This window comes from Erythrobacter donghaensis (assembly GCF_002155425.1).
Classification (GTDB): Bacteria; Pseudomonadota; Alphaproteobacteria; order Sphingomonadales; family Sphingomonadaceae; genus Erythrobacter; species Erythrobacter donghaensis.
Window position 1 is genome coordinate 271,128 of the sequence record NZ_MUYG01000010.1, and the last position, 15,517, is coordinate 286,644.

The following is a 15,517-nucleotide window of genomic DNA, read 5'->3' on the forward strand; positions in this document are numbered from 1 at the left end:
AGACTTTACTCCAACCTAACGTTTGGCCGCTATCGCCCGAACGTGGTCCAACAACCGTCCTCCGTCCCTGCGCCGCTCCCGGCAGAACTGGCAATCGCCGATGTGCTTGGATTGTCACGCAATCCGGCGTTTGAGCCGACGCGTTTGCGAGGGGTCGAATTTTCGGAACTTGCGCGGGTCAGCCGCTACCGGATGTTTGCCAACGCGCTGGTGGCGGTGTTTGCCGTATCGGTTTTTGCCCCGCTGATCGGTTTGCTGATCGTGGTGCCCTGGGCCGCGGTGCTCGGCTTTGTGCTCTACATTACCCGCCAGACCGATCTGCTGCTGGTAGTGCCCGGGCAGAGGCCGGGTGGCGGCGCGCACGAGCGTTCGCAGCATCTCAACGCGGTGGCGGCGGCGGTGTGCTGGCTGGTGGCGCTGGTCCTCTTCCCGCGGCTCGCGGACGGGGCGCAAGAGACCACCATGCTGCTCGTAGTGCTCGTGCTGATGATGTGCTCCACCTTCGTCTTTTCGACCGCGCCGCTCAGCGTAATGATCTACAATGCGATCATGGGGCTCGGGGCCGCCGGCAATTTGGCGGCGCAGGGCGAGTGGCATGGCGCCTGTGCAACGATCCTGTTCACCATCGCCAGTCTGGTCGCCATCATTCAGGTGCGCACGATTTTCCTCAAGGCGCGTCTCGCCGAGGCGATGGTGAGCGAGAAGGAAGAGGTGGTCTCGCTGCTGCTGCGCGAGTTCGAAGAGAACGAGGCAGACTGGCTGTGGGAAGTCGATCCCGCCCGGCGGCTGCGCGCGGTGTCCCCCCGCTTTGCCTTCGCGCTCGGCCGCTCGCAGGAGGACACCGAAAGTAAGCCCCTGCTTGAAGTGATCGCCGGGCGCGGGTGGGAAACGGGGCAGTTTCCGCCGAGCCTCCACGATCTGGCCGAGCGGCTCAAGAACCGCGAGAATTTCTCGAACATGCTGGTGCAGGTCTCGATCCACGGTGCGGAACGCTGGTGGGAGCTTTCGGGCACGCCGATGCGCGACGAGCAGGGCCGCTTTACCGGCTTTCGCGGGGTGGGATCGGATGTCACCGAGCAGCGCAATTCCTCGGAAAAAATCGCCTATCTCGCGCGCTTCGACACGCTCACGCAATTGCCCAATCGCCTGCAACTGACCGAGGCGCTGGGCGAGGCGCTGGCCTATGCCAGCCAGTGGCGCACGCGCTGCGCGTTGCTGATGGTCGATCTCGACCGGTTCAAGTCGGTGAACGATTCGCTTGGCCACATGACCGGCGACAAGCTGCTGGCGCAGGTGTCGGCACGGCTGCAATCGCTGATGGGCGAGAACGAGCTGTGCGGACGGCTGGGCGGCGACGAATTCGCGATCGTTGTGCGCGATGCCAGCGCGCCGGGCTGCATCGGCCAGCTCGCGCGGCGCGTGATCGAGCGCTTGTCGGAGCCCTATCTGGTCGATCACCACACGCTTTATGTCGGCGCCAGCGTCGGCTCGGCTGAAGGCCCGCGCGACGGCACCTCGGTGGAAGAGCTGATGCGCAATGCGGACCTTGCGCTCTACCGCGCCAAGGATGGCGGCGGGGGCGAGCATTGCCGCTTTGAGCCTGCGCTCCATGCTTCCGCTGAAGAACGCCGCCAGCTTGAAGTGGCGCTGCGCAAGGCGCTGGGGCGCAACGAAATGGTGCTGCACTATCAGCCCGTGGTCGATGCGCGGACCGAAAGCGTGGTCAGTTTCGAGGCGCTGGTGCGCTGGAACAGCGCCGAGCACGGCTTTGTCAGTCCCGGCAAGTTCATCCCGCTGGCCGAGGACACCCGCCTGATCGTGCCGATCGGCCAATGGGTGATGCGCCGGGCTTGCGAAGAGGCGCGCTATTGGCCCGATCACGTCAAGGTCAATGTCAACGTCTCGCCCGAACAGCTGCTGGAGCCCGGCTTCCATGGCGAGGTGCTGGATGCGCTCGCGGCGACCGGGTTGAAGCCCGAACGGCTCGAGATCGAAGTGACCGAGAGCATCTTCCTGCGCGACGCCAGCGTGGCGCGCAACGCGCTGGAGCAGGTGATGGCGCTGGGCTGTTCTGTGGCGCTCGACGATTTCGGTACCGGCTATTCCTCGCTCGGCTATCTGCGCAAGCTGCGCTTCTCGACCATCAAGGTCGATCGCACCTTCGTGCAGGGCGCAGCGCAGGGCAGCGCCGAGAGCCTTGCCATCATCAACGCGGTGGTGGCGATGGCAAAGAGCCTGAAGATGACGACCACTGCCGAAGGGGTGGAGACCGCCGAGGAATCGGAACTGATCCGGAACCTCGGCTGCGACAAGATTCAGGGCTTCTATTTCGGCCGACCGATGACCGATGAGGACGCGCGCCGCCTGTTCGTGCTGCCGAACGAACGCCGCGCCTGAGGCGCTGACCGGTTAGGCCCTGACGAGGCTTTCAAGGAAGCCGGCAAACAGCCGCCGTCCATCCTCGCCGCCCAGCGCCGTAACCGCCGCTGGTTCGATCGCCCGTTCGGGGTGCGGCATCATGCCCAGCACCCGGCCATTGGCGGAGAGCACCCCGGCAATGTCGCGCGCCGAGCCGTTGCAGGCTTCGGCATAGCGGAAGGCCACGCGGCCTTCGCCCTCCAGCCGGTCGAGCGTGTCGGCATCGGCGAAGTAGTTGCCGTCGTGGTGGGCCACCGGAATGCGGATCGTTTCGCCCGCCGTGTAACCGGCCATGAAGGGCGAAGCAGTGCCTTCGACGGTAAGCGCCACGGTCTTGCAGACGAAACGCTGTCCGGCATTGCGCAGCAGCGCGCCGGGGAGCAGCCGGGCCTCGGTCAGCACTTGGAAGCCGTTGCAGACGCCGAGCACGGGCACACCGCGCTCCGCCGCCGCGATCACCGCGCGCATGATCGGACTGGTCGCCGCCATCGCGCCCGAACGCAGGTAGTCGCCATAGGAAAAGCCGCCGGGCAGGGCGATCAGGTCGAGCCGCTCGGGCAGCTCGGCATCGCCGTGCCAGACCCGGATCGCCGGCACGCCCGACACCGCTTCCAGCGCCGTTGCCATGTCCCGGTCGCAATTGGAGCCGGGGAAGGTGATGACCGCCGCCCGGAACGCCATCAGTCGGCGCCCTCAATGGTGAAGCTTTCGATCACGGTGTTGGCGAGCAGCTTTTCGCACATCGCCTTGATCGTGTCGTGATCGGTGCCGTCGGCGAGATCGAGCTCGATCAGGCGGCCGATCCGGACATCGCCGACCCCCTCGAAGCCCATCCCTTCGAGCGCATGGTGCACCGCGCGGCCCTGAGGGTCGAGCACGCCGGGCTTCAATCGGACAAGGACGCGCACTTGCATCGCGGGAGGCTCCTGTTCGGGGGGCTGTGTTGGGGGCCGCTATAGCGCTCCGGCGGGAGGGTGCAATCGCGCTGATGCGCATTCTGCACCGCTGTCTGGCGCACGCGGAGAGGGGCCGGCTTTTTCGCGGGCTTGTCATAATCGGGTCGCAAGCGCCTCCCAATTGTAACCTTGTTGCAACAACCGTCGCAAGAACGCCGCAGATGTGCCGCTTTCGCCCAGCCTTCAGGGCCTGCGTTCTCGCGCGAATCGAACAAAAATGTCACGGGCCGCGGCACCCACTCTCCATCCGCTCCAACCAGGGGGTTGTCCGATGTCGACTCGTTTCTCCGCCATTCGTGCCATCTGGGCCGGTTCCACCGTGCTCGCCGCCGCCGCCTTCGGACTTGCCGCACCCGCCGCCGCGCAGGATGCCGAGGCCACCGCCGAAGCGCCCGAAGGTCAGCTTGCGACTATCATCGTCACCGCCAACCGGCGCGAGGAGAACCTTCAGGATGTCGCCGTATCGGCCGACATTCTGGATCAGGAGCGGGTCAGCGCGATCTTCAGCGGCGCGGGCGACATCACCGCGCTGGCAGGCACCGCGCCCGGCCTCAATGTCGAAAGCTCGAACGGCCGCGTCGCCCCGCGCTTCTACATCCGCGGCCTCGGCAACACCGATTTCGACCTCGCCGCCTCGCAGCCCGTGTCGGTGCTGCTCGACGACGTGGTGCTCGAGAACGTCACCCTCAAGAGCTTCCCGATCTTCGACATCCAGCGCGTCGAAGTGCTGCGCGGGCCGCAGGGCACGCTGTTCGGGCGCAACACCCCGGCGGGCATCGTCAAGGTGGACTCGATCAAGCCGAGCCACGATACCTCGGTCGCCGCTTCGCTGTCCTTCGCCAGCCTCGACACGGTGTCGCTCACCGGCGCGGTCGGCGGGTCGATCGCCGAAGACGTGCTGGCCTTCCGCGTCGCCGCCCAGATCCAGACGCGCGGCGACTGGATCGACAACGGCTTCACCGGGCAGGACAACGTGCTCGGCGGCTACACCGATTTCGCCACCCGTGCGCAGCTGCTGTTCACGCCGAGCGAACGGGCGAGCATCCTTGCGTCGGTCAATTTCCGCGATCTGGCCGGTTCCTCGACCTTCTTCCGTGCCAACGTGCTGGGGCCGAGCGCCAACCAGCCGAACAACACCAACAAGCTCAACGAAAACTATGATCGCAACCGGGTGTTCTATGACGCCGGCGGCGGGAACGTGGCCGATTACCAGCAGTTCGGCGCGACGCTGACGGCGGCCTATGAATTCGACGGCGCGACCCTGACCTCGATCACCAGCCACTGGACCAGCGAAGGCTCCAGCCGCGGCGATGTCGATGGCGGCAACCTCGTGACGGGGCCGGGCTTCATCCCGTTCCCCTCGGACACGCAGGACTCGATCGACCTCAAGCAGACCACGCAGGAAGTGCGCGTTGCCTCGAACGGCAGCGGGCCCTTGAGCTGGCAGGTCGGCGGCTTCTATTTCGAGAGCGATTTCGACGTCACCACGGTCGGCTTCAGCTTCCCGCCGCCGGTCACTGTCAACCACACCAACGAAGCCTGGGCGCTGTTCGGTCAGGTCGGCTACCAGCTGACCGAGAGCCTGCGCGTCACCGGGGGCCTGCGCTACACCGAGGATGACAAGGCGTTCTTCGTCCGCTCGGGCGCGGCGCCGCAGCCGGTGAGCGTGGGTGACGAACAGTTCGATTGGGACATCAGCGTCTTCGCCGATGTCTCGGACGATGCCAGCGTCTATGCCAAGGTCGCCAATTCGTTCCGCGGGCCGACCATTCAGGGCCGCGACGTGGCGTTCTTCAGCCCGCCCTCGGTCGCCCAGTCGGAGAACATCACCTCCTACGAAGTCGGCTTCAAGAGCGAGCTGGCCGATCGCCGCGTGCGCCTGAACGGTGCAGCCTATTACTACACTGTCGAAGACCCGCAGTTCACCGCCGTAGGCGGCGCGGGGAACCTCGTGCAGCTGATCAATGCCAACAAGGGTGAGGGCTGGGGCGTCGAATTCGACGGCGCGTTCCAGATCAGCCCCGAATTCCTGGTCACGCTGGGCGTGGCCTACAACAACACCGAGATCCAAGACGAGAACCTCGCGGTTGGTATCTGTGCGCAGTGCACCGTGACCGATCCGACCCGTCTGGTGGGCGGCACCCGCCGTGCCTTCATCGACGGCAACCCATTCCCCAATGCGCCGGAATGGAGCGGCGATTTCACCGCTCGCTACGGCATCCCGGTGGGCAATTCGGGTGAATTCTTCATCTTCACCGACTGGGTCTACCTCGGTGAGACCAACTTCCTGCTCTACGAAAGCGCCGAGTTCAACGCCGGCAGCCGGATCGAGGGTGGCCTCAAGATCGGCTATGCGGGGGATGACGGCCAGTGGGAAGTCGCCGCCTTCGCGCGCAACATCACCAATGAAGACAACGTGCTCGGCGTGGTCGACTTCAACAACAACACCGCTTTCGTCAACGATCCGCGCATCATCGGCGCGATGATCAGCGTCAAGTACTGAGGGTCAGCCCCGCTGAGGGGCGCGCCGCAAAGGGGAAAGCCGGCGGGGGGCGACCTGCCGGCTTTTTCTTTGCCTGCTACTCGGCCGCGGTTGCGGCTGCCGCTTCCGGGACGACGGTGAAGGCCACCGCGCCATCGGGATCGAGATATTTGAGCGCGGTCTGGTGCAGGTCTTCAGGCGTGATGGCGCGCAGGACATCGGGCACCGCGACAAAGCGATCCAGCCGCTCCGGTTCGCTTTGCGTACGCGATGCGAGCCCGATCCAGCCGCTCAGGTCCTTCAGAACATTGCTGTAATCCTCGAGATAGGGCTTGCGCGCCCGCTCGATCACGTCCGCATCCAGCGGCCCCTTGCGCAGATCGGCAATCAGGCCCTGCAAGGCCGCGCGGCTCGGCTCGATCTGATCGACCGCGACCGAGGCGTTGATGATGAACACGCCGTAGCCCGGATAGTAATGGCTCGGCTGCGACCCCGCCGATGGGGAGTAGGCCTGCCCCAGCTCCTCGCGCAGGCGGTCGGTCAGTTCCAGCCGGACGATGCGCGACAACAGATCGAGCCGCAGGGTCTCGCCAAGGTCGCTGTCGTCGGTGGTGGGCCAATACCATTGCAGCAGCGCCTGATCGGCCTCGCCCTTGTGGGTCAGCACGCGCTCGCCGCGCGTCGCAGTGAAGCTGCGATCGCGGTTTTCGGTGCGCGAATTGAAGGCCGCCTCGCGCTGCGGCAAAGCGCCGAGTGTGGCGGCGACAGCGGCGATGGCAGCGTCTTCATCAAGATCGCCCGCAAGCGCAATCTCGATCGCGCCCGAGGCCAGGCGGTCGCCGATCGCCTTGCGCAGAGCCTGGTAGTCCAGCGCGAAAAAGGCCTCGCGCGGTTGCAGGCTGAAGCGCGGGTCATTGTCCGACAGGATTGCTCCGCTGGCCGAGGACAGCGCGCGGTCGGGGGTGGAATCGAGCGTATTGAAGAAGTTGTCGATGTTCTTGCGGAACCGCTCGACCCCCTCGGGCCGGTAACCCGGATCGGTCAGCGTCGCGGCCAGCACCTGCATTTGCAGCAGAAGATCGCGCGGGGTGGTGACGGCCGAGGCGGTGAAGGCATCGGCGCTGCTATCGAGGTCGAAGCTGACGCTGCGCCCGGCCAGCACGCTGGTGATCTCGTCCTGGCTGTGCTTGCCGAGCCCGCCCGCTGGCAGCGAGCCGATAAGGTAGGCGCGCAGCGGCGCATCGCGGGTGTTGAGTAGGTCGCCACCGTCGAGGGCAAAGCTCACCGCGATCCGGTCCTTGCGCACATCGGTTTGCTTGAGGTTCAGCCGCACGCCATTGTCGAACACGATGCGGCGGATGCCGAGGCGCTCCTCTACCGTGTCGCTCACCACCGTGCCCGGGGTGCCGAAATCGGTGTAGGCGAAGGCCAGCGGGCCGTTGTCGACCGGCGCGGTGATGGCGAGTGCCATGCCCTCGCCAAAGGCGCTGCGCAGCGCGACTTCGCCGCCCTCGGGCGCGGTGCGGCCGGTGAAGCGGATCAGCGGCTCATCAAGCGGCGCGGCATCCTCCCGCACCGCCTCCCACAGCGCCTGCGGGGTCATTTCGGGGGCGAGCCGCTCAAACTCGGCGAGTTGCCATTCGGGGGTGACCGGTACCCGCTCGTCCCCCGCCAGCGCCAGCGCGGCGTTGACGAACACGTTGTTGCCGCGCGTGTCGGCGGATTTCGCGGCATTTTCCAGCGTGGTGCGCAGATTGGCGAGCTGCTCGTCGACCTCGGCCTGGGTGAAGCCGAAGGTCAGCGCCTGATTGACCTCGCGCACCGCAGCAAGCATCCCCTTGTTCCACTCGCCATCGGCGCTGCTGATGCTGAGGCTGGTGATGCGCGCATCCTCGAAGATGTCGCCGGTGCCGAAGCCCGCGCCCCGGAAAGGCGCATCGGCCCCGCGCGCCAGCCGGGCGAGGCGGCGGTTGATGATCGCATAGCCGAGGCTGCGCATCGCATCTGCGCGGCGGCTCGAAACGGTGTCGGGATCGTCGCGCCAGGGGGCGAGGCGGCTGATGGTGACGGTTTCGGGCAAGGCGGGATCGATATGGATGTCGGTCAGGCCCTTGGCGGACGTGTCGATCGGGCCGGCCTCGGGCTCGGCGGGGGCAGGGGCGGGTGCCCAGCTGGCAAACCGCTCGCGGATGGCGGCCTCGACCACATCGACCGGGAAGTCGCCGACCACGACCAGCACGGTGTTGGCCGGGCGATAGGTGCGCTCATAGAGCGCGCGGATCTGCGCGGCGGTGGCGTTTTCCAGCACCTCGGCGGTGCCGATCGGCAGGCGCTCGGTATAGCGCGCGCCGGGGGCAAGGAAGGCGGCGTTGTCCTCGTAATTGCGCAGCTGAAAACCCGCCCGGTCGCGGCGTTCGGCGAGGATCACCCCGCGCTCGCGCGCCACTGCGTCCTCGGAGATGGTCAGCTCGCTCGCCGTCTCGCGCATCAGCATCAGCGCGGTGCCGAGCAGCGCCTCGTCATTGCGCGGCAGGTTGAGCATGTAGGTGATCGCATCGAAGCCGGTCGAGGCATTGGTGTCCGCGCCGAAGGCCAGCCCCTCGCGTTCGAGCAGCTTGATCATCTCGCCCTCGGGGATGCCCTTCGACCCGTTGAAGGCCATGTGTTCCAGATAGTGCGAGAGCCCGCGCTCGCTGTCGGTCTCTTCCAGCGCGCCCGAATCGATCCGCATCCGCACCATCGCGGTGCCCGCAGGGGTCGCGTTCTGGCGGATGACGTAGCGCATCCCGTTGTCGAGCTGGCCGAAGGTGTAGCCGGGGTCGACCGGCACATCGCTGGTCTCGAAGGCCCAGACCGGGGCAGGAGCCTCGGCGGCGGCCTCGGCGGCAGCGGGAGCGTCGGTGGCCGGCGCATCCTGCGCGGCGAGCGCGGTGGTGAAGGCAAGCGGCGACAGGGCCAGCATCAGGCTGGCGGCAAGGGCAAAATTCCGCATGGATATCAGACGTCTCTCTCAGGCCATTGGCGTGACCTGAGAGACTAGCGACTGAAACCGGGCTGTCAGCCTATTTCTTGCCCGGCGTTACTTCTTGATCGGCGGGGGCCCGCGCAGGCGCGAGCGGGCGTGGGAGAGGTCGAACACCTCGCCCGGGCCATTGTCCTCACCGTTGAGCAGGCCGAGCCGGCGGGCGACTTCGCGGTAGGCCTCTTCCTCACCGCCCAGATCGCGGCGGAAGCGGTCCTTGTCGAGCTTTTCGCCGGTCGCCATGTCCCACAACCGGCAGCCATCCGGGCTGATTTCGTCGGCGAGGATCACGCGGCTGTAATCGCCATCGTAAAGCCGCCCGAATTCAAGCTTGAAGTCCACCAGCCGGATGTCGATCGCGGCGAACATCCCGCACAGGAAATCGTTGATGCGGATCGCCATCGAGGAGATGTCGTGCATCTCTTCATGGCTGCACCAGTTGAAGCAGGCGATGTGCTCTTCGGCGACCAGCGGATCGCCCAGCGCATCGTCCTTGTAGTAATATTCGATCAGCGTGTGCGGCAGCGGCTCGCCTTCCTCGATCCCGAGGCGCTTGCTGATCGAGCCGGCAGCGACATTGCGCACCACCACTTCCAGTGGGATGATCTCGACCTGCCGGATCAACTGCTCGCGCATGTTGAGGCGGCGGATGAAGTGGGTGGGGATGCCGATATGGGCGAGGCGGGTGAAGACGTGTTCGCTGATGCGATTGTTGATCACGCCCTTGCCGTTGATCGTGCCCTTCTTTTCCGCGTTGAAGGCGGTGGCATCGTCCTTGAAATACTGGATCAGCGTGCCGGGTTCAGGACCCTCGTAGAGGATTTTGGCCTTGCCTTCGTAGAGCTTGGTGCGGCGGGACATTGGCATTTTCCCTTTGGGCGCTCGGCCCTTTTCAGCGAATGGTGCCCGAGGGCGGATTTGAACCACCGACACGCGGATTTTCAATCCGCTGCTCTACCCCTGAGCTACTCGGGCATTCGCTGCGAGCGACGGGCGCTGTGGCCCGGCGAGCAAATGAGAGCGGCCCTATGGCGAAGGCGTGACGGGTTGGCAAGGGGCTTTTATGGCCGCGTCGCCGGATTATTGCGCGCGCACTCAATCCTGCTCGGGCCAGCTGCCTTGCGCCACTTCGTCCGGGTCGGCGGGCGGGCCGGGGACAGCGTAGGAATCCGAGAACCAGCGCGCCAGATCGCGATCGCGGCAGCGCTGCGAGCAGAAAGGGTGGTGATCGGGATGCCGCGGCTTGCGGCAGATCGGGCAGGGCTTGTTGGTCATGCCGCCACGATCTGGGCATTGGGCGCTTCGAGCGCAAGACCGAGATCGGTTTCTACCCGCACGGTGCGCCCCGTGCGGCGGGCGAGTTCATCGAGCCATTGCGCCTTCAGCTTGGCCTTAAGCGCGGGGTGGGCACGCAGCTCCAGCACCGGGCCGTGCCCTTCGGCCTGCTCGCCGATCCGCAGGGCGAGGCGCGCGCACATCCCGACGCGAGAGGTGGCGAATCGGTGCAGCAGCGAGGGGCCCTCCAGCCGCGCGACCAGTTGGACGAAGCCGAAGCCGTTCATCGCCGTGCGTTCATGCGGCCAGTCTGCGAGCGCCGCTCCCAGCGCGTCATCGACCGCGCGGCGATCATCCTTTGCCTGGAGCGTCGGAAAATCGATCCCGATATTGCCGCCAAGCCCGAACCACGCCAGCGCGCGGGCTATTGCGGGCACGGCCGCCAGCGCAACCTCGCGCGGGGTGCCGACACCGTCTATGTCGATCACGGTCATGGCGGGGGTCACGCTGACAAGAATCTCGCCGCCGGAAATGTCGAGGCTGCCCGCCGATGCGGCGTGCCAGACTTCGTCCCACAGGCCAGCGGGAAAGCGGCGGACGATGCGGCCTTCGGGCCAGCCCGAAGCGGGCGAGGGGGCATCGGCCCCCGCCACCCGCGCCTGCGCCCGCTTGAAACGTCCGCGCTCGGCAAGGCCCGCGCGGGTGATGACGAGATCGAGGTTCTGGCCTTCCGTGGCGCTCGGCGGGAGGTGATCGACCAGCGCCTCGCGCCCGTCATCCAGCAGCGCCACACCGCGCCGCGTGCCCTTGAGCTTGGCGGTGAGCCGGCCGGTCACCCGCGCGCCTGCGGTCAACTCTCCCGGCCACATCATCTTCGCGGCCAGCACGCGCTCGCCCTCGACCAGCAGGGCGCGGGTTTCCCCGATCCCTTCCTCGATCAGCCACTCAGCCAATCGGAAACCCCGCCGCTTTCAGCAAAGCGCGCGTTTCGTAGAGCGGCAGGCCCATCACGCCCGAGTGGCTGCCCCGGATCCACTGGATCAGGCCCTCCGCCGCGCCCTGGATTGCATAGCCGCCCGCCTTGCCCTGCCAGTCGCCGCCCGCAATGTAATCGGCGATTTCCTCGGACGAGAGCCGCTTGAAGCAGACCACGGTTTCGCTCAGCCTTTCGCGCATTGTCCCATCGGGCGCGCGCAGCACCACGCTGGTGAGCACCTGATGCCGCCGCCCGCTCATCAGGTCGAGACAGGCGCGCGCTTCGTCCTCGGTTTCGGTCTTGGGGAGGATGCGCCGTCCCACCGCGACCACCGTGTCGCCCGCCAGCACGAAGCCCGGCGCGTCCACCGCGAGCGCCTTTTCGCGGCCCATGCGTGAAGCATAGGCGCGGGGCAATTCGCCCTTCAGCGGGGTCTCGTCGATATCGGCGGGGGTGACCGCGTCAGGCGCAAGGCCCAGCCGCGCGAGTAATTCGCGCCGCCGGGGCGAGGCCGATGCGAGCGTCAGGTGAAGCGCGCCCATGTGGGCCGCCGGCAATTATTGCGGGCCGGGGCCGCCGCGACCCGGCATGAAGCGGTAGGTGATGCGCGCCTTGGTGAGATCATAGGGCGTGAGTTCGCACAGCACTTCGTCGCCCACCAGCACGCGGATGCGGTTCTTGCGCATCTTGCCCGCCGTGTGGCCGAGAACCTCATGGCCGTTTTCAAGCTCCACCCGGAACATCGCATTGGGCAGCAACTCAACCACGCGCCCGCGCATTTCGAGGAGTTCTTCCTTGGCCATGTAATTCCTTCATGTGTTCCGCGAACGCACAATACGTCCGTCGATGCGGGGCTGCGCTTTAGCGATGCGGGAACCAAAAGGGAAGGCTCGTGCGTTAGGGGTCTGGAAAGCCGGGCGTCCGGGCAGTTTTCTGCCGGGGCGCCCTTTGACTTGCAAGTGTGCGTCCCGGTCACGGCGCAGAGCGTAACCCAACGGCCAGATGGCGGCGACAACAAGCCGCCCGGCCACATAACATACGGTAAACAAAGGGACTCGATGAACCTCTCCCCGCTCTCCCGCGCTGCCTTGCGCGCCGGCACCTGTGCTCTCGCCCTGTCGCTGTTCCCCGCGCCCGCAATTTCGGCGCCCGCGCCCGCCGCCGCGGCAGCGCAGCCGCAGCCCGAGCTTGCCAACCAGCCCAAGGAGGAAGAGCTCGACAGCGCCAGCGATGTGGTGCCGGCGGCGGACAAGGAAATCATCGTGCGCTCCGGGCGGCTGCGCGGGCAGCTGTTCGTCGAACAGGCCCCGCTGCTGCAACTCGATGAAGAAGCAATCGCAGCCGAGGGCGTAACCTCGATCACCGATCTGATCGCCCAAATCAGCGCGCGCACCGGCTCTGCGCGGGGGCGCGGAGGCGGCGGGCAGCCGGTGATCCTCGTCAACGGCATCCGCATCGGGTCATTCCGCGAATTCGCCAATTATCCCCCTGAGGCGCTCGCGCGGGTCGAGGTGTTTCCCGAGGAAGTCGCCCAGCGCTTCGGCTTTCCGCCCGATCGCCGCGTGATCAACCTGATCCTCAAGGACAATTATTCGAACCGGCAGCTCGATTTCGAGCTCGAGGCACCCTCGCGCGGGGGTTATGTTCGCAATGAACAACGGGTCGGAACGCTCAGGATCGCCGATGGCGGCCGGATCAACGCCAGCGTGCAGCTCGAAGACACGACGCTGCTGACCGAGGCGGAACGCAATATCATCCAGACCGAAGGCTCGCAGTCCGACGTTGCCGGCGATCCCGATCAGGCCGAATACCGTAGCCTGCTGGCCGACACCTTCGGGCTCGATGCCAATGTGTCGTGGGCCAAGGCGATCATCGACAGCGGCACCTCGCTCAGCGCCAACCTCAACTACGCCCGCAATGAGAGCCGCAGTCTCGACGGGCTCAACACGGTCGCGCTGACGGGGCCGGATGGCGACACGGCGTTTCGCACCTTCGGGGCGGACACCCCGCTATCCCGGCGCACGTCGAGCGACACGGTGTCGGCTGCCGGTTCGATCAACCAGCCGATCAATGCCTTCCGGCTTACCAGCACCTTCGACGGCGCATACAGCGAATCTGCAACCGAGATCGACCGGCGCCTGCGGTCCGACCAGTTGCAGGTGTTCCGCGATGCCGCGGCGGCGGGCACGCTGGCGATCACCGGCTCCTTGCCGTCCGACACCGACAACGGGTTCGATCTGGCGCGCAGCAAGATCATCAGCACCGAAACGCAGACCACGCTGGAGGGGCCGCTTGCACTTCTGCCTGCGGGCGAAGTTCTGGCGACCTTCGATCTCGGCTTCGACTGGAAGCGGATCGAGAGCAACGACACGCGGTCGCTGACGGGATCGGAACTGACCCGCCGGCGCATTTCCACCGGCGCCAATGTGGTGGTGCCGCTCACCAGCACCCGCGACGAATTCCTCGATGCGCTTGGCGACTTCACGCTGAACCTTCAGGCCGGGCTCGAGAATCTCAGCGATTTCGGAACGCTGGGGGACTGGAACGCGGGGATCACGTGGCGGCCGACCGACGGGCTCGATCTGTCGGCGACCTATATCTGGCGCGAATCGGCTCCCTCGATCTCTGCGCTCGGCAACCCGCAGATCGACAATCTCAACGTGCCGGTGTTCGATTTCGTACGCGGGGAGACGGTGCTTGCGACCGTACGCACCGGCGGCAATCCCGATCTTCCGGCAGAGACCCAGCGCGACTGGAAATTCTCGGCAAACTGGGAATTGCCGTTCTGGGAGAATTCGCGCCTGGCGGTCGACTACATTCGCAACCGGTCGGACAATGTCGTGAGCGGCTTTCCGCAGATCACCTCCGAGATCGAAGCGGCCTTCCCGGGCCGTGTGACGCGCGCGGCGCCTGACAATCCCGGCGAGATCGGACGTCTGATCGCGGTCGACCGGCGCTCGGTCAGCTTCGCCCAGACGAAGGCGGACCGGCTCCAGTTCACGTTATCGACCAGTGGCAGCATCGGCGCGCCTGCCGAGGGCGAGGGTGGCCTTGGCGGCGGCGGTCGCGGACGCTTTGGTGGCGGTGGTGGTGGCGGCGCTCCTGCGGCGGCGGCCCCTGCGGCCCAGCCTGCCCCGCCGACCACCGGCCCGGCGGCGACCCCGCCTGCGGGCGGACGGCCCGGCGGCGGCATGTTCGGCGGCGGCGCGGCCCCGACGCCCGAACAGCGCGAGCAGTTCATGGCCTTTCGCACCCGCCTGTGCGCCGATGACGGGCAGGCCTTCCTAGAAAGGCTGGTCGCCGCGATCGACAGCGGTGCGGACATCTCCGCCGAGTTCCCCGGCATCGACACAGCCCGCCTCGCCCCGATGCTGGCGCGCGTACGGGCGGCGGACGGCACGGTCGACACCGACCGGCTGGCGCAGTTCCGCACCCGGATCTGCAGCATGGACCCGGCGATGATGGGTGCTGGGCGCGGGCCGGGTAGTGGCGGTCAGGGCGGGGCTCCCGCCGAGATTCCGCCGCAGCGCGCCGCCTTCCGCGAACGTGCCTGCGGCCCCGAGGGCGCCACAGCCATCGCCGAGCTGATCGCCAAGATCGAGCGCGGCGAAGATGTCTCGGCCGAATTGCCCGGCGTCGACCCCGCCTTCATCAAGATGGCGATCGACCGCTCGCGCCGTCCTGACGGCACTATCCCGCCCGAGGCGCTGGCACAGTTCCAGCAGCGCTTCTGCGCGGCGGCCCCGGCAGGGCAGGGCGCGGGCGGGCCTCCGGCAGCAGGCGGCGGCGCGCCGGCGGGCGGCCCGGCCTTCAATCCGCTGGCCGGTCGGCAGTTTCAGGGCTGGCGCTACTTCGCCAACCTGACCCACACGATCGAGCTCGCCAACGAGGTCCTGATCGCCCCCGGCATCGCCCCACTCGACCAGCTTGACGGTCAGGCGACCGGCGCCTTCGGCCAGCCGCGGCATTCCAGCCGGCTCGAAGCGGGCCTGTTCGGCAAGGGGATCGGCTTCCGCCTGTCGGGTATCTACACGGGCGAGACCAGGCTCGACGGCGCGGTCGGCACCAGCGATCTGTTCTTCGACGACATCGTCACGTTCAACCTGCGCATCTTTGCCAATATGGGTGAGGTGACGGGCAAGAACGAAGGGCTGCTCAAGGATTTCCGCGTCAGCCTTATCGCCGACAACGTCTTCGACGCGCAGCGCCGGGTCCGCGATTCGGCGGGCGAGACGCCGATCAATTACCAGCCCTTCGTGATCGACCCGCTGGGGCTCTATCTCGGGATTGACTTGCGGAAGCTCTTTTGATGGGGAGCGCCCGCCCATCCGGGCGGGCGCTATCCTCGCTCATGCGCCCTTTGGGCGCGTCGCTGCGGGCGCGCGGTC

The 15,517-nt window shown here is 66.8% G+C and carries 11 protein-coding genes and 1 tRNA gene; 3 read left to right on the forward strand and 9 right to left on the reverse strand.

Annotation, left to right across the window (positions count from 1 at the left end; translation table 11 throughout):
• Positions 1–42 precede the first annotated feature (42 nt).
• Positions 43–2,397 (forward strand): putative bifunctional diguanylate cyclase/phosphodiesterase, encoded by a 2,355-nt coding sequence (locus BZF59_RS09740; protein WP_245806098.1) that lies wholly within the window; start codon positions 43–45, stop codon positions 2,395–2,397.
• A gap of 12 nt (positions 2,398–2,409) precedes the next feature.
• Here BZF59_RS09740 and purQ read toward each other — a convergent pair whose 3' ends face one another.
• Both purQ and purS read right to left on the reverse strand, forming a co-directional pair.
• The gene (gene purQ, locus BZF59_RS09745; protein WP_086608056.1) at positions 2,410–3,099 is read right to left on the reverse strand and encodes a phosphoribosylformylglycinamidine synthase subunit PurQ; all 690 of its coding nucleotides are present in this window, start codon (positions 3,097–3,099) and stop codon (positions 2,410–2,412) included.
• Positions 3,099–3,332: a phosphoribosylformylglycinamidine synthase subunit PurS gene (gene purS, locus BZF59_RS09750; RefSeq protein ID WP_086608057.1), complete on the reverse strand. Its 234-nt coding sequence runs from the start codon at positions 3,330–3,332 to the stop codon at positions 3,099–3,101. The genes purQ and purS overlap by 1 nt, the downstream gene beginning before the upstream one ends.
• Before the next feature lie 313 nt (positions 3,333–3,645).
• Between purS and BZF59_RS09755 the strand changes: the two genes are divergently transcribed.
• The gene (locus BZF59_RS09755; RefSeq protein ID WP_086608058.1) at positions 3,646–5,877 is read left to right on the forward strand and encodes a TonB-dependent receptor; all 2,232 of its coding nucleotides are present in this window, start codon (positions 3,646–3,648) and stop codon (positions 5,875–5,877) included.
• Between the two features lie 76 nt (positions 5,878–5,953).
• Here the strand turns inward: BZF59_RS09755 and BZF59_RS09760 are convergent, their stop codons facing one another.
• The 7 genes from BZF59_RS09760 to infA all read right to left on the reverse strand — a co-directional run bounded on the left by BZF59_RS09760 (position 5,954) and on the right by infA (position 11,932).
• On the reverse strand, positions 5,954–8,848 hold the full coding sequence (locus BZF59_RS09760) for a M16 family metallopeptidase (RefSeq protein WP_086608059.1): 2,895 nt from the start codon (positions 8,846–8,848) through the stop codon (positions 5,954–5,956).
• Between the two features lie 87 nt (positions 8,849–8,935).
• A complete protein-coding gene (gene purC, locus BZF59_RS09765; protein WP_086608060.1) occupies positions 8,936–9,739 on the reverse strand; it encodes a phosphoribosylaminoimidazolesuccinocarboxamide synthase in 804 nt (267 codons plus the stop codon).
• A 39-nt stretch (positions 9,740–9,778) separates the two neighbouring features.
• Positions 9,779–9,853, reverse strand: a tRNA-Phe gene (locus BZF59_RS09770).
• A 120-nt stretch (positions 9,854–9,973) separates the two neighbouring features.
• Positions 9,974–10,153, reverse strand: coding sequence for a DNA gyrase inhibitor YacG (locus BZF59_RS09775; protein ID WP_086608061.1), 180 nt, complete (start codon positions 10,151–10,153; stop codon positions 9,974–9,976).
• Positions 10,150–11,106: an Rne/Rng family ribonuclease gene (locus tag BZF59_RS09780; protein WP_086608062.1), complete on the reverse strand. Its 957-nt coding sequence runs from the start codon at positions 11,104–11,106 to the stop codon at positions 10,150–10,152. The genes BZF59_RS09775 and BZF59_RS09780 overlap by 4 nt, the downstream gene beginning before the upstream one ends.
• Positions 11,099–11,671 carry a Maf family protein gene (locus BZF59_RS09785; RefSeq protein WP_086608063.1) on the reverse strand — a complete coding sequence of 191 codons (573 nt, stop codon included), beginning with the start codon at positions 11,669–11,671 and terminating at the stop codon, positions 11,099–11,101. Before BZF59_RS09785 ends, BZF59_RS09780 begins: the two co-directional genes overlap by 8 nt.
• Before the next feature lie 15 nt (positions 11,672–11,686).
• The gene (gene infA, locus BZF59_RS09790) at positions 11,687–11,932 is read right to left on the reverse strand and encodes a translation initiation factor IF-1 (protein WP_007163491.1); all 246 of its coding nucleotides are present in this window, start codon (positions 11,930–11,932) and stop codon (positions 11,687–11,689) included.
• A gap of 255 nt (positions 11,933–12,187) precedes the next feature.
• Between infA and BZF59_RS09795 the strand changes: the two genes are divergently transcribed.
• Positions 12,188–15,439 carry a porin family protein gene (locus tag BZF59_RS09795; protein ID WP_143738139.1) on the forward strand — a complete coding sequence of 1,084 codons (3,252 nt, stop codon included), beginning with the start codon at positions 12,188–12,190 and terminating at the stop codon, positions 15,437–15,439.
• The last annotated feature ends 78 nt before the right edge of the window (positions 15,440–15,517 follow it).

What these genes read in the sequence shown, in the direction of transcription:
- purC (WP_086608060.1), bottom strand. Translation starts at nt 9,739, where the DNA reads ATGTCCCGCCGCACCAAGCTCTACGAAGGCAAGGCCAAAATCCTCTAC.
- purQ (WP_086608056.1), bottom strand. Translation starts at nt 3,099, where the DNA reads ATGGCGTTCCGGGCGGCGGTCATCACCTTCCCCGGCTCCAATTGCGAC.
- BZF59_RS09785 (WP_086608063.1), bottom strand. Translation starts at nt 11,671, where the DNA reads ATGGGCGCGCTTCACCTGACGCTCGCATCGGCCTCGCCCCGGCGGCGC.
- BZF59_RS09755 (WP_086608058.1), top strand. Translation starts at nt 3,646, where the DNA reads ATGTCGACTCGTTTCTCCGCCATTCGTGCCATCTGGGCCGGTTCCACC.
- infA (WP_007163491.1), bottom strand. Translation starts at nt 11,932, where the DNA reads ATGGCCAAGGAAGAACTCCTCGAAATGCGCGGGCGCGTGGTTGAGTTG.
- BZF59_RS09795 (WP_143738139.1), top strand. Translation starts at nt 12,188, where the DNA reads ATGAACCTCTCCCCGCTCTCCCGCGCTGCCTTGCGCGCCGGCACCTGT.
- BZF59_RS09775 (WP_086608061.1), bottom strand. Translation starts at nt 10,153, where the DNA reads ATGACCAACAAGCCCTGCCCGATCTGCCGCAAGCCGCGGCATCCCGAT.
- purS (WP_086608057.1), bottom strand. Translation starts at nt 3,332, where the DNA reads ATGCAAGTGCGCGTCCTTGTCCGATTGAAGCCCGGCGTGCTCGACCCT.
- BZF59_RS09760 (WP_086608059.1), bottom strand. Translation starts at nt 8,848, where the DNA reads ATGCGGAATTTTGCCCTTGCCGCCAGCCTGATGCTGGCCCTGTCGCCG.